The following is a 13,523-nucleotide window of genomic DNA, read 5'->3' as shown; positions in this document are numbered from 1 at the left end:
CTGTAATCACAGAGTTATTTTTATTAGATAATTTTCATCGGATTAAAATCGCGTTTTTTTGTTGACATATTTACAATAACGAGGGAACGATATGGCAGGGATTATGCTGCGCCTGGGAGGGTGCAGGGAGAGTGCTGCCGTATTAATCGTGGGAGGAATGCATGTCTTTTGATCAATCTGAGAAAACCAATCTATCACGTCGCGATGCATTGAAACTCGGCCTTGCCGCCGGCGTCGGCCTTACCGTCTTCGGGATGAATGCCCGCATCGTGCTGGCGGACGAAGGCCAGGTGCTGAAAGTCGCGCATCCGGCTTTCGACCAGGACTGGTCGCCGCTGCGCGGTGGCGGCAGGACCTTCCGCTGGAACTCGATCTGGTGGGCGTCGCCGATGTATTTCGACAGCCAGGGCAATCTCAAGCCCTATGTCTTCACCAGCTGGGAATCGCCCGACAACACCGTTTGGACCTTCAAGATTGATCCCAAGGCCGTGTTCTCCGACGGCAGCAAGATCACCTCGGCCGACGTCAAGGGATCGTGGGAAGTCGCCTCGATGCCGAACACCAAGAGCCAGCGCGCCGACCAGGTGCTGAGCAAGGTCAAGGGTTATGCCAAGATCGCCGCCGGCTCCGGCAAAGAGCTAACCGGTGTGGCGACACCCGACGAAGGAACGGTCGTCGTAACGCTTACCGCCGCCGATCCGATCTTCTTCATGCGGCTGGCAAACCACATCGCGCCGATCACCAAGGCGTCGCAGTCACGCGGCAGCGACGGCGAGGAGATCATTGATTGGTACAAGCCCGACAGTAAACCGGCCTTCTCCGGGCCTTTCAAGCTGACGAGCCTCGATATCGACGCAGGCAAGCTCACTTTCGAACCGAATGAGAATTTCTTCGGGCCGAAGCCGAAGCTCGCGCGCATCGAGATCACCTCGATCGAGGACAACGTCACCGCGACCTCGCTAATCAACTCCGGCGAATTCAACGCGCATACCGAGCTCGTCACCTCTACCATTATTCAGGATCTCGGCCCGGAATTCTCGGCCGGCCCGCTGATCCCGACCAGCCAGCATTTCTGGTTCAATATCTCCCGCGCTCCGATGGACGATCCAAAGGTCCGCCAGGCGCTGATCATGGCGGTCGATCGTGACGGCCTGTTCAAGGCTTCTTATCCCGATGGGCCGCACAAGAAGGCCGACCAGATCCTCAACTCGGTTCCTGGCGCTGAGAATTCTGGTTTTGAACCTTTTCCCTATGACCCGGAAGGTGCCAAAAAGCTGCTCGCGGAATCGAGCTACGGCGGTCCGGAGCGGCTGCCGAAGATCATGTTCGTCGGCATTTCGGCGCCGGCGATTGAAGCGGCAGCCCAGTTCATTGCCGAGCAGTGGCGCCAGAACCTCGGCATTACAGCGGTTGACATGAAGCCGCAGCAGGACGCCTATGCCGGCCCGGACCAGAATTCGGTCCAGATCTTCCGCGACGACGTCGGCACCCGCGTTCCCGATGCCGTCTCCTATCTCACGGGCTGCATAGCCTCGACCTCGTCGAATGCGCAGAACAAGCTCGGCGGATACAAGAACGACAAGGTCGACAGCGCCCTTGCCGAAGCGGCGACCAAGGCTGCGGACGATCCGCAGCGCATTGCTCTCGCCCAGCAAGCGCAGAAGGCCTTCCGCGACGATTGGGCCTTCATTCCGTGGTATTCTCAGGCGATGTCGCGCTGGGCCACCAAGGAGGTCAAAGGCCTCGACAAGAACCTGGACTGGCAGGTCGTCGAACCTTGGAACATCTCCATCGGTTGATCCCGGAAGGCCCTTTTCGAATTTGACAATGAGCGCGCGAGGGCCTTGCGGTCTTCGCGCAAGTTTCAAGAAGAGATGCGAACCGTCAGGCTGATGGGGGAAACGCATCGCATAACAGGTGGGAGGTGGCCTTGCTGCGCTACGTGCTAACCCGGTTTGCCATCTGGATTCCGTCCGTTCTCGTGGTCATGCTGGCCGTCTATGCGCTGGCTTTTTATGGCGCCGGCGACCCGATCAAGCTGATCTTCCTGCGCGCACCGGGCGACGTCGCCTACAATCCGCAGCGTATCGAAGCCATTCGCGAAAGTGCGGGTCTGAACAGGCCCTTCATCGAGCAGTTCGGCCTTTACATCTGGAACCTGTTGCACGGCCAGTTCGGCAACTCGCTGACATCGGGCCGCGCCGTCTGGGCGATGGTCTCGGCCGCTGCGCCCGTCTCCTTTCAGCTTGCCCTCTGTTCCATCATTCTGACCGCCGTCATCGCGATCCCGCTCGGGATGATCGCCGCGCTGAACCAGAATTCGCGCCTCGACTATGCCATTCTGGGCTCGGCGCTTTTCCTCTGGGCGATCCCGGCCTATGTCGCCGGACCACTGCTGATGGTCGGCCTCATCGTGCTGCTGCCGGGCGTGAAAGTGCCTTATGGCTGGGGTGGCATCCTCGATATCAGAATCCTGCTGCCGCTGATCGTCCTTTCCTTCCAGCCGATCGCGCTGATCGTGCGCCAGACCCGGGCCGCCGTCATCGAGGTGCTGTCGGAGGATTTCGTCCGGACCGCCCGGGCCAAGGGCGTGCCTGAGATCGTCGTGGCGCTGCGCCATATTCTGCGGCCGGTGCTGACGCCCGTCGTCACGCAGCTCGGCCTGATCATGATCACCATCGTCAACGGCGCGATCTTCGTCGAACTCGTTTTCGGCCTGCCGGGTCTCGGCCGCCTGACGGTGCAGGCGCTGATCAACTCCGATTATCCCGTCATCCTGGCGATCACGCTGATCGGATCCTTCCTCGTAATGGTGTCGAACCTGTTGGTGGATGTGCTCTATCCGCTGCTCGACCCGCGCGCCAATGATTCAAGAAGGAGCCGCTGACCATGTCTGCAATCCCTCTTTCCACCACAGAAACCGTGGATGAGCCGCCGGTCAGCCTGTGGCGCGACGCCTGGCATCGCCTGCGGCGTAACAAGCTTGCCGTTTTCGGTCTCATCGTCGTTCTAATTCTCGCTTTCACCGCGATCTTCGGGCCATATCTCACGCCCTATGATTATCTGAGCCAAGACCTCAATGCCCGCAACGCGCTGCCGTCGATGAGCCATCTCTTTGGAACCGACGATCTCGGCCGCGACGTCTTCAGCCGCGTCGTCTTCGGCACGCGGACCGCTTTCCTCGTGGCCGTCATCGTCACCTTCTTCGCAGTGCTGATCGGCTTGACGCTCGGTGCGGTCGCCGGCTTCTTCGGCAATCCCTTCGACCGCGCCATTATGTGGCTGACCGACGTGACGATGTCGGTTCCGAACCTGCTGCTCGTCGTCGTGATCAACGCGTCGCTGAAATCGCCGATCACCCGGTGGATGGAGGCGCGCTACCTCGAGACCCTCAACCCCTTCTACCGCCAGACCATCTGGGTGGATTTCATCCTCGTCTTCGGGTCGATGGCGCTGATCTCCTGGCCGCCTTATGCCCGACTCGTGCGCGCCCAGGTGCTGTCGATCCGCAGCCGGCCATATATCACTGCGGCCCAGGCGCTCGGCCTTTCAAACTGGATCATCATCAAGCGTTATGTCGTGCCGAATGCGCTCGGGCCTTTGATCGTCTCGGTCAGCGCCGGTCTCGGCACGGCGATGGTGCTGGAAAGCGCTTTCAGCTTCCTCGGTGTCGGCGTCAATCCGCCGACGCCGAGCTGGGGCAACATGATCTCGGACGGCCTTCGCGTCTGGCAGCATTATCCGCATCTTCTCGCCGCTCCGGCGGCCGTGCTCGGCCTTGCCTCGGTTGCCTTCAGCTTCCTTGGTGATGGTCTCAACGACGCGCTCAATCCGCGGGGCAGCAAATGATGGACACGAAAAGCACAGAACGCCTGCTCGACGTCAGGGGTCTGACCGTCGAGATCGATGGCCGCAGCGGCCCGGCCGTCGTCGTCGACGGCATCGATCTCCATGTCGATAAAGGCGAGACCCTCGGGGTCGTCGGCGAATCCGGCTGCGGCAAGAGCCTCACCATGCTGAGCCTGATGCGGCTCCTGCCGAACAAGATCAAGGTCGCTAAGGGCTCGGCCACCTTCGACGGCCGCGACCTGCAGACGATGTCAAACAGCGAGCTGCGCAAGGTGCGCGGCGGTGATATCGGCTTCGTCTTCCAGGACCCGATGACCTCGCTCAACCCCGTCATGCGCGTCGGCGATCAGATCTGCGAGCCGCTGATCTATCACCGCAAGATGAAGAAGGCGCAAGCCCGCGCCCGCGCCGTAGAGCTCCTACGACTCGTCGGCATTCCCGGCCCAGAAGAGCGCCTACAGGCGTTTCCGCACGAACTGTCAGGCGGCATGCGCCAGCGGGTGATGATCGCCATCGGCCTCGCCTGCAATCCAAAGCTTCTCATTGCCGATGAGCCGACAACGGCGCTCGACGTCACGATCCAGGCCCAGATCGTCGATCTTGTGAAGGATCTGCGCGCCAAGCTCGGCATGTCGGTCGTCTGGATCACCCATGATCTGGCGCTGATCGCCGGTCTCGTCGATCGCGTCGCCGTGCTCTATGCCGGCACGGTCGTGGAAGATGCGCCGGTCGACGAACTCTATGCCAGACCGAGCCATCCTTATACGCGCGGCCTGCTCTCCTCGATCCCGAAACTGTCCGATCCACCGGCAAGCCGGCTGAGCTCGATTGGCGGCACGCCGCCGGAGCCCGGCCGACGGCCGAAGGGCTGCCCCTTTGCGCCGCGCTGCCCACTCGTCGAGACGATCTGTCACGAGAAGGTGCCGCAGCTCGAACCGCTCGCCGGCAGCAGCAAACACCGCGCCGCCTGTTTTGTCGTCCAGAGAATGCAGGAGGCCGCGTAATGGTTGCTCAACCGCTGCTCAAGGTCGAAAACCTGGTCAAGCATTTCCACGTCAAGCTCGGCGCTTTCGGCGAACGCTCGGCGACCGTTTATGCGCTCGACAATGTCGATCTCGACATCATGGAAGGCGAGACGCTGAGCCTCGTCGGCGAATCCGGCTGCGGCAAATCGACGACCGGCTTCACCATCCTCAACCTCTACAAGGCCACCAGCGGCAAGGTTGTCTACAAGGGCCAGGACCTCGCGGCGCTCGACGAGACGCAGATGCGGCCCTTTCGCCGCGACCTGCAGATCGTTTTCCAGGATCCCTATTCGACGCTCAACCCGCGCATGACCGTGGGCGAGGCGATCGGCGAGCCGATCCTGTTTCACAAACTCTGCGGCAAATCCGAGCTCAAGGAGAGGGTGGCGGCTCTGCTCACCGATGTGGGCTTGCCCACACGCTTTGCCCAACGTTACCCACACGAGCTTTCCGGCGGCCAGCGCCAGCGCGTCGTGATTGCCCGCGCGCTTGCCTGCCAGCCGAAATTCATTGTCTGCGATGAGGCAATCTCGGCGCTCGACGTGTCGATCCAGGCGCAGATCATCAACCTGCTGCTCGATCTGCAGGAGAAATACGGGCTGACCTATCTTTTCATCGCCCATGATCTTGCCGTCGTGCGCCACATCAGTACCCGCGTCGGCGTCATGTATCTCGGGCGGCTGGCCGAACTGGCCACCCGCGAGGAACTCTTCGACAATCCGCTGCACCCCTATACCAAGGCGCTGCTGTCGGCCGTTCCGGAGACCGATCCGGAACTGGAGCGCACCCGTCAGCGCCAGATCCTGCAGGGCGACGTGCCGAGCCCGCTGAGCCCGCCGTCCGGCTGCCGTTTCCATACGCGCTGCCCGATCGCCATGGATGTCTGCAGCAAGGTCATCCCCGCCTGGAAGGAAGCCAGGCCCGGCCATCTCGTTGCGTGCCACGCCGTCAATACGGAGCAAATCGCATGACGCTAAAGGTTGCGATCATTGCCGACGATCTGACCGGCGCGCTCGATACCGGCACGCCCTTCGTCGAAGCCGGCCTTTCGGTAGCCGTCGCCATCGATATAGAGGCGGCGCGGGAGGCGGTCGCTACCGCCTGCGATGTCGTCGTCATCAACACCGCCTCCCGCGCACTGGATGAGCGCGAAGCCGCCGAAAGAGTACAGTCGGCGGCGACGGTCTTTCGTGGCGAGAAGCCTGCGGTCGTCATGAAGAAGATCGATTCCCGGCTGAAGGGCAATGTCGCGGCGGAAAGCATGGCGCTGGCGAAGGCATTCGAGCTGAAGACCATCCTCGTCGCGCCCGCCATTCCCGATCAGCAGCGGTTGACCTACCGGGGCTGTGTCGTCGGCCGCGGCATCAACCGGCCGCTGCCGATCGCCGAGCTGTTCAAAACTGGCGTGGACCGCGTCGTCGTTGCCGATGCCGGGGACGATGCCGACCTTGACCAGATCGCTGCGGGACATGACTGGCAGATGACCCTTGCCGTCGGCGCCCGGGGTCTCGGCGCCGCACTTGCCCGCCACCTCGGCGAGGCAGGTCAGTCGACTAGGAGGGAATTTGCGGCAAGCCCGCGGACCCTGTTTGCCTTCGGCTCGCGCGATCCGATCACTGCCGCTCAGATGAACCGGCTTGAAGGCACGGGTGCCTTGCGCATGGTGGTGGATGCGCCGATGGGCGAGATCGAATGTGGAGAAGGTCTGGCGCTGCCGATGCTGTTGCGGTGCACAGGCGATATGGCTGCCGATGCCGGGCTCGTCGCCCGCAGCTTTGCGGCAGGCGTCAAGGCTGTCATCGACGACACGAGGCCGGATATGCTGATGGTCGGCGGCGGCGATACGGCTCTTGCCGTTTTCCGCACATTAGGCGTGAGGGTTTTGGCGCCCAAGGGCGAGATCGAGGCTGGCATTCCCTGGTTCGATGTCACGGCCGCCGATGGCCGACATTTTCGGTGCGCCGTCAAGTCGGGGGGCTTCGGCAAGCCCGATAGTCTGCTAAAACTGGTTCTTCGGAATCAGGCGGCATAGAACAGGATGATTTAGGCCAACCAGCCTAAATCATCCTGTTCTAAATTCTGTAGTGAGAGCATGATGTCGTCCGAAAACCGCTCACACTTTTCGGCATCATGCTCTAGTAAGATACCGTCGGGGAGAATGACGTGGTTGAAGTGAACGGCGAATCTTTGAACGCGGAAGCCGGCCCGGCGGGCAAGCCCGAACGCGGCAAGGCCGTGAAGCTGGTCGACCGTGTCTTCGACCAGCTGCTCGAGCGGATCCGTGGCGGAAACTACCCACCGGATTCGCGCCTTCCTGGCGAACATGAGCTCGCCTCGATGCTGGGTGTTTCCCGGCCGATCGTCCGCGATGCGCTGGCGCGCCTGCGTGACCAGGGCATGGTCTATGCTCGGCAGGGGGCCGGCACTTTCGTCAGCGCGCATGGATCGCCGACGACGCAGCTTGCCTATTCGCCGGTCAAGACGATCGCCGACATTCAGCGCTGCTACGAATTCCGGCTAACCATCGAGCCAGCCGCCGCCTATTTCGCCGCCAAACGCCGCAATGAGCAGGCGATCCAGAAGATCGCCGGCGCCCTTGCGGATCTTCGCGAAGCGACCAGTCATCAGCTTCACCGCACCGACGCCGATTTCATCTTCCATCGCGCGGTGACCGAGGCTGCCAACAACCATTATTACACCGCCTCGATCGATGCGCTGAAAGCCCATATCGCCGTCGGCATGCACCTTCATGGTCTTTCCCTGCTCGGCCCCCGCCAGGGGCTGGAACAGGTCTATGAGGAGCACAACGCCATCTACAAGGCGATCGCCGATGGCCGGGCTGATGATGCACAACGGCTGATGAAGGCGCATCTCGAAGGTTCGCGGGACCGTCTGTTCGAGGGCAGGGTGCTCGACCTGTCCTTTTGAACCCCATCGCCGAGCCGCTGAACTTGGTCATGCCGCCCGGATCGTCGGGATGCCGGAGACGTCGACTTCCCGTTCGGCATGCCAGGCGTCATAAGCAGCCTGCATGCGCAGCCATATGGCGGGGCCATCGCCGAACAGCTTCCCAAGACGGGCAGCGACATTGGGCGATACGGGCTTCTTCTCGTTCAGGATATCATAGAGGTGCTGACGCGAGATCCCAAGCAGGTTAGCGATTTCCACCTTGGTCTTTCCCGTTGCCGGGATGATGTCATCGAGCAATGCCCCAGGGTGGGAAGGGCAGCGCGTCGTCGGTCTCGTCGTTTCATATACGGGCATCAGATGTCATTCCCCAGTCCGAGCCGCTTTAGTGATATTGCTCGAAGTCGACGCGAGCGGCATCATTGCCGTCGAATTCGAATGTGATGCACCAGGGGCCGTTGACGTGAACGGTGTACCGGGTGGGATTATGCCCTTTAAGGGGATGGAAGTCGAAGCCGGGGAGGTTCATCTCGTCCGGCTTTTCGGCTTGTTCCAAACGGTCGAGCCGGATCAGGATACGCTTTTGCAGCTTGGCATCGATCTTCACTGTTTTTCCGGTCGCAAACAGATCTGCCAGGGCCTTGTTTCTGAACGACTTGATCATGGTCGATCTGTAAGTCGACAGCTGACACATGTCAACAATTAATTGACAATCTCGGCGCTGGGAATTCAAGTGTTGATCATTTGAACATGCCTTAGGCCTGAAGCGGCAATGAGGTTATCGTCGCGAAAGAATGCCGGCAAAGAGCTGACGGAAGGTGCCGGCAATGACACCCCCCTGATGCGGATCCCCCGTCATCAAAGCTGAGGTGAGATTCCGCATCTGCTCGAAGGTGATGTGCGGCGGCAGCGGCGGCACTTCGGGGTCGGTCTTCACCTCCAGGATGACGGGGCAACCTGCGGTCAAGGCTGCTTCCCATGCGGCGCCGAGCTTATCCGGCTGGTCGACGAAAATGCCGCGCAATCCGATGAGGTCGGCGAACTTGTGATAGGCTATATCAGGAATGGACTGCGACGCGTCGAATTTCGGATCGCCCTCCATCACCCGCTGCTCCCATGTCACCTGGTTCAGATCCTGGTTGTTGAAGACGCAGATGACGAAAGTCGGATCGGCCCAGTCCTTCCAATATTTGGCAACGGTGATCATCTCGGCGAGATTGTTCATCTGCATAGCGCCGTCGCCGACCAGGCCGACGACGGGGCGATTGGAATGAGCGAATTTGGCGGCGATCGCGTAGGGGACGGCAGCTCCCATCGATGCCAGGCCGCCGGAAAGCGAGCCCTTCATGCCGCGGCGCATCTTCAGGTCCCGTGCATACCAGTTTGCGCAGGAGCCGGAATCACTGGTGACAACGGCGTTTGCCGGCAGCCGCGGCGAAAGTTCGGTGACGACGCGCTGCGGATTGACCGGATTGGCGTCGACGTGAGCGCGCTCGTCCAGCGTCTTCCACCAGAAGGCGACGTCTTTCTCGATCGTTTGCCGCCAGCTGGTATCAGGATTTTCCCGCAACAGAGGCAGCAGCGCGCTGAGCGTTTCGGCCGCATCGCCGGTCAGGTTGAGCTCCATCGGATAGCGCAGTGACAGCATGTCGGGATTGATGTCGATCTGCACGCCGCGCGCCCGGCCTTCCTCCGGCAGGAATTCGGAATAGGGAAAACCGGAGCCGATCATCAGCAGGGTGTCGCAGTCGCGCATCAGGTTCCATGAAGGTTCCGTCCCGAGAAGGCCGATCGAGCCCGTCACCCATGGCAGGTCATCCGGCAGAGCGGCCTTGCCGAGCAGGGCCTTGGCAGCGCCCGCCTGGAGGCGGTCGGCAACGGCAACGACCTCGTCCGTGGCTTTGAGCGCGCCGGCGCCGACGAGGATCGCCACTTTCTTTCCCGCGTTCAGAATATCGGCCGCGGCCTGAAGATCGTCTCCGTGCGGAAAGACTCGCGGCGGGCGGTAACCCGGACCCGAATGCACAGTTCCGTGCTTTCGCGCTGGCTCCTCATAGGGCATTTCCTGCAGGTCGTTCGGCAGAATGATCGCTGTAACCGCCCGGTTTGCGAGCGCGATGCGAACCGCGCGGTCGATCAGATGGCGCACCTGCGCCGGGGCGGAAGCCTGCTGCACGAAATCGCTCGCGACATCCTTGAAGAGGGCGGCAAGGTCGAGCTCCTGCTGGTAATGTCCGCCGAGCGCGCGGCGCGCCTGTTGGCCGACAATGGCGAGAACCGGCTGATGGTCCATGCGAGCGTCGTAAAGACCGGTGATCAGGTGGGTGGCGCCGGGTCCCGAGGTTGCGATGCAGACGCCGAGTTCGCCTGAGAACTTCGCATAGGCGGCTGCCATGAAAGCCGCCATTTCCTCGTGCCGTGCCTGGATGAACTCCATCTTGTCGGATGCGCGATGGAGCGCCCCGAAGACGCCGTTGATGCCGTCGCCGGGATAGCCGAACATACGTCGCACACCCCATTCGCCAAGCCGTGCCACAAGAAAATCGCCGACAGTTTTCGCCATGGATGCTGTTCTCCTGGGATCGTGTGGGATGTGCTGGAAGCGAATCTACTCCGGATCAAGCCGCAGTTTCAGGGCCGGGCCAATCGATTCGACCCGGTCTGTTTCAGCCGTGGGTTTAATCGCGGAGGCGGCCCCAAGACGGATCCCATTCGACGTCCTCGACAAGTTCGACGAAGACGGGCTGGCTGCTGTTGCCTCTATGGGACTCGGCCAGTTTGAATGCCGCCTCGGGCTCCATTTCCTCGCCGGGATAAACCGTGTCATCCAGGTCGCCTTCCGCGACCTTGCGGACATATCCCCTGATCTGGTCGCTCGATCGATAGAGTTTGATGATCAGCGACCCTGGCGGCGCAGCGCCGTGAGAATATCGGATGTATTCCCGATCATCTGGGGCCGGGTCAACTGTGTCGTCGCCCGCTCGATACCAATGTGCGAGGTCCTGACCTTCGGGCCGTCCCTCGCGTTCCCAAATCCGGTAGGCGCGGATCCTTCTTGTCTCCTCATCGATCATCCTTGCCTCCCAGCGGGCCTCATGATCGCTTTGACCATGCGGTCTTGCCGCTTACTTGTTGAGTTCCTCGGCCATCTGCAGATGATGTTCCAGAGCAGGGCGCGTGCTTGCAGCCCATGCCTTCAGTTCTGGATTGTCCCCTTCGTCGCCATAGCGCTTGAAGAGATCGACCGCGTCCTCGTGGGCAGATTCCTGGTCGGAGTGATATTGCTTGTTGAAATCGGCTCCTTGCAGGCTGTTCAGCTTGTCGAGCATGCTTTGCTGGTCCGACGTCATGGCGCTCGGAAGCGCTGCCTTGACCTTGCCGCCGGAAACCAACGCCTTGAGTTCTTCGCTGGTCTTCTGATGGTCGGTGAGCATCTGCTGCGCGAAGGCCTTCGTCGCATCGTCGCCACGTTCGATCGCAAGCTTGCTGGAGGCGATTTCGAACATGTCGCTTGCGGCTGCTTCCTTGACGAAATCTTCCGTTTTCGGCGGCACGCCGATCAGGGAATTGACCCCGCTCTTTTCGGCAGCCGATTGCGCAAAGGCCGGAACAGCAAGCGAGAGGGCGAGCGAAGCGATAACAAAGCGTTTCATAAGGATCTCCTGGGTTGGTAATCGCCAAACTTGCGGACAGGCGCAGAGTTCCCGCCTTATCGCGTTGTTGATGATCGCTGTTCGTTCGACAGAGGCAGGGCTTAGAGCCCAAAGGGAAACGTTTCCGGATCCGATGTACCGGACTCCGGTGCCATAAGCGGTGAAAGCGCTCGAGTTTCATCGAACCAGAGAAATGCATCATATTGCCGCGACAGCGATGTCGACATGTAATGGCTCAGCCGTTCCGTTTCCGGCCGGTAGATGACGCCGATGAAGCGCTGAAGCCGCTGTTCGACGAGGCTTGCATGCAATTCTTCATCGGCCGCGAGGTCGAGGAGAAATCGCGGCTTTCCGGAATCGTGACAGAGACGCTCGTAGCTTTGCGGCAGGGACGGATTGACCTGCTTCTTCTCGGCCTGTCCATCCCAGTCGTTTGCCGCGATCACCTCACCGGAATGCGTTCCCAGTCCTATGAGGCTTGTCATTCCATCGAAACGCTGCCGGCACAGCTGGCCAAGGTTCAGTTCGTCGCGGGCGGCTGCCATATCGGTATAGCGAGCATCGCCGATATGCGAGTTGTGCGCCCATATGATGATCTTTGCCGTCGGACCGTGGAAGTCGAGGAGATGCTCGACGGTATCGGCCATGTAGGTGTCGCGGAGATTCCAGGCCTGAGAGCCGCCGTAATACATGATCCGGTAATACCGCTCGGCTGCGGCTAGCAACCGCGCCGACTGGGCGGCGTTCAGAAAGTCATCACCGTCTGAGGCAGCGTCGTCCAGGGAGCGCGCCAGCAGCTCCGTGCATTGCCTTAGCACCGCCTCCTCGCATGATCTATAGGCATCGGTAAGCACGGCCCGGCCGTAAGTCGCCGGATCGCTCTGCCAGGGGCTGAGGCAGCCATAGCGTTCCCTGGCAATTTGGGCGGTTTCCGGGCTGACATTTTCGAGATAGTCGAGGACGGAGCGGATCGATCCCGACATGTTGTAGAGATCCAGGCCGTAGAACCGAACCGGATCGGCGTGTAAACCCTTGCGACGCTCATTATCGCTCTTCAGCCAGCCGAGGAACCGCGAAAATTCCAGGTTCCGCCACATCCACTTGGGAAAACGGCTGAATGGCTGATCGCCTTTCGACGGCTGACCGTTTATCCAGCGGTCGACCGCCACGGCGTCCGGCCAATCCGCTTCGACCGCCACCATGTTAAAGCCGTGATGTTCGATCAGGTGACGGCTGATGGCCGCGCGCGCCTCATAGAATTCGGCCGTGCCATGGGTGGATTCACCAAGCAGAACGATACGGCTTTCGGCAAACCGATCGAAAAGGGCGGCAAAGCTCCGGTCGTCGACCGAGGGAAATTCTTCCGCCACGGCCTCGATGAGTTTGTCAGGCGCTTCCTCCATGCGCGATGACGGGGCTGCCGCCGTGTACATCGGATGTGCGGCAGTCCAGGCATCCTCGCCGATCAGGGGAACGAAGAAGACGCCGCCGAGATCCTCCTCCTCGAAGGTGGTTGCACCGGTGCGCGTGATGCGTTTCAGCCGCTGCTCTTCACCTCGGCCGACCGGGATTATGAGGCGCCCTCCGAGATCCAGCTGCTCCTTCAAGGAGGCCGGAACCTCCGGTGCGCCCGCCGACACGATGATGGCATCGAAGGGAGCGGCTTTGGCCCAGCCCTTGCTGCCGTCGCCGACCCGGACGTCGATGTTGCGGTATCCGAGCTTGTCGAATCGCTCCCGGGCCTGAACCGCCAATCTTTCATGCCGTTCGATGGAATAGACGTGTTTTGCGATCCGGCTGATGAGGGCGGAGGCGTAGCCGGAACCGGTTCCGACCTCCAGAACCTTGTCGCCGGCGTCCAGATCGGCTTTTTCGATCATCAGTGCGACGATGTAAGGCTGCGAAATTGTCTGCCCCTCGCCGATCGATAACGGGGCATCCTCATAGGCGAATTCCTCGAAGCCGGGATCGACAAATTTTTCGCGCGGCACCATCCGCATCGCCCTGGTGACGCTTCGATCGCGAATGCCGCGACCCACGACATGATGTTCGACCATGTGGTCTCGGCTGCGGGTCATATCCATGGATC

13 protein-coding genes are annotated in these 13,523 nt (G+C 61.1%); 7 read left to right on the top strand and 6 right to left on the bottom strand.

Annotated features, from left to right (window positions below; all coding sequences use genetic code 11):
* Positions 1 to 161 precede the first annotated feature (161 nt).
* The 7 genes from NMA58_RS23115 (at position 162) to NMA58_RS23085 (ending at position 7,802) form a co-directional block, all read left to right on the top strand.
* Positions 162 to 1,799 carry an ABC transporter substrate-binding protein gene (locus tag NMA58_RS23115; RefSeq protein WP_434714067.1) on the top strand — a complete coding sequence of 546 codons (1,638 nt, stop codon included), beginning with the start codon at positions 162 to 164 and terminating at the stop codon, positions 1,797 to 1,799.
* A 131-nt stretch (positions 1,800 to 1,930) separates the two neighbouring features.
* Entirely contained in the window at positions 1,931 to 2,887 is a 957-nt protein-coding gene (locus NMA58_RS23110; RefSeq protein WP_430957564.1) for an ABC transporter permease, read from the top strand.
* 2 nt (positions 2,888 to 2,889) lie between these two features.
* Positions 2,890 to 3,849 (top strand): ABC transporter permease, encoded by a 960-nt coding sequence (locus tag NMA58_RS23105; protein WP_434714066.1) that lies wholly within the window; start codon positions 2,890 to 2,892, stop codon positions 3,847 to 3,849.
* Complete coding sequence (locus tag NMA58_RS23100) at positions 3,846 to 4,853, top strand: ABC transporter ATP-binding protein (protein ID WP_434714065.1); 1,008 nt, start codon at positions 3,846 to 3,848, stop codon at positions 4,851 to 4,853. Before NMA58_RS23105 ends, NMA58_RS23100 begins: the two co-directional genes overlap by 4 nt.
* Entirely contained in the window at positions 4,853 to 5,845 is a 993-nt protein-coding gene (locus NMA58_RS23095) for an ABC transporter ATP-binding protein (RefSeq protein ID WP_434714064.1), read from the top strand. Before NMA58_RS23100 ends, NMA58_RS23095 begins: the two co-directional genes overlap by 1 nt.
* The gene (locus tag NMA58_RS23090; protein ID WP_434714063.1) at positions 5,842 to 6,906 is read left to right on the top strand and encodes a four-carbon acid sugar kinase family protein; all 1,065 of its coding nucleotides are present in this window, start codon (positions 5,842 to 5,844) and stop codon (positions 6,904 to 6,906) included. The genes NMA58_RS23095 and NMA58_RS23090 overlap by 4 nt, the downstream gene beginning before the upstream one ends.
* 131 nt (positions 6,907 to 7,037) lie before the next feature.
* Positions 7,038 to 7,802 carry a FadR/GntR family transcriptional regulator gene (locus tag NMA58_RS23085; RefSeq protein WP_434714062.1) on the top strand — a complete coding sequence of 255 codons (765 nt, stop codon included), beginning with the start codon at positions 7,038 to 7,040 and terminating at the stop codon, positions 7,800 to 7,802.
* 27 nt (positions 7,803 to 7,829) lie between these two features.
* Here NMA58_RS23085 and NMA58_RS23080 read toward each other — a convergent pair whose 3' ends face one another.
* From NMA58_RS23080 to NMA58_RS23055, 6 genes are all read right to left on the bottom strand, one after another.
* Positions 7,830 to 8,138, bottom strand: coding sequence for a HigA family addiction module antitoxin (locus NMA58_RS23080; RefSeq protein ID WP_184455360.1), 309 nt, complete (start codon positions 8,136 to 8,138; stop codon positions 7,830 to 7,832).
* A gap of 28 nt (positions 8,139 to 8,166) precedes the next feature.
* Complete coding sequence (locus NMA58_RS23075; protein ID WP_434714345.1) at positions 8,167 to 8,445, bottom strand: type II toxin-antitoxin system RelE/ParE family toxin; 279 nt, start codon at positions 8,443 to 8,445, stop codon at positions 8,167 to 8,169.
* A gap of 114 nt (positions 8,446 to 8,559) precedes the next feature.
* The gene (locus NMA58_RS23070) at positions 8,560 to 10,344 is read right to left on the bottom strand and encodes a thiamine pyrophosphate-requiring protein (protein WP_434714061.1); all 1,785 of its coding nucleotides are present in this window, start codon (positions 10,342 to 10,344) and stop codon (positions 8,560 to 8,562) included.
* Between the two features lie 115 nt (positions 10,345 to 10,459).
* Positions 10,460 to 10,855: a DUF2934 domain-containing protein gene (locus NMA58_RS23065; protein WP_430957558.1), complete on the bottom strand. Its 396-nt coding sequence runs from the start codon at positions 10,853 to 10,855 to the stop codon at positions 10,460 to 10,462.
* A 51-nt stretch (positions 10,856 to 10,906) separates the two neighbouring features.
* Positions 10,907 to 11,434 (bottom strand): DUF4142 domain-containing protein, encoded by a 528-nt coding sequence (locus tag NMA58_RS23060; RefSeq protein WP_434714060.1) that lies wholly within the window; start codon positions 11,432 to 11,434, stop codon positions 10,907 to 10,909.
* Between the two features lie 101 nt (positions 11,435 to 11,535).
* Positions 11,536 to 13,518 carry a protein-L-isoaspartate(D-aspartate) O-methyltransferase gene (locus tag NMA58_RS23055; protein WP_434714059.1) on the bottom strand — a complete coding sequence of 661 codons (1,983 nt, stop codon included), beginning with the start codon at positions 13,516 to 13,518 and terminating at the stop codon, positions 11,536 to 11,538.
* Between the last annotated feature and the right edge of the window lie 5 nt (positions 13,519 to 13,523).

It is taken from the genome of Rhizobium sp. YTUHZ045 (genome assembly GCF_051124255.1).
GTDB lineage: Bacteria > Pseudomonadota > Alphaproteobacteria > Rhizobiales > Rhizobiaceae > Rhizobium.
This window is presented reverse-complemented; position numbering and strand designations above follow the sequence as displayed.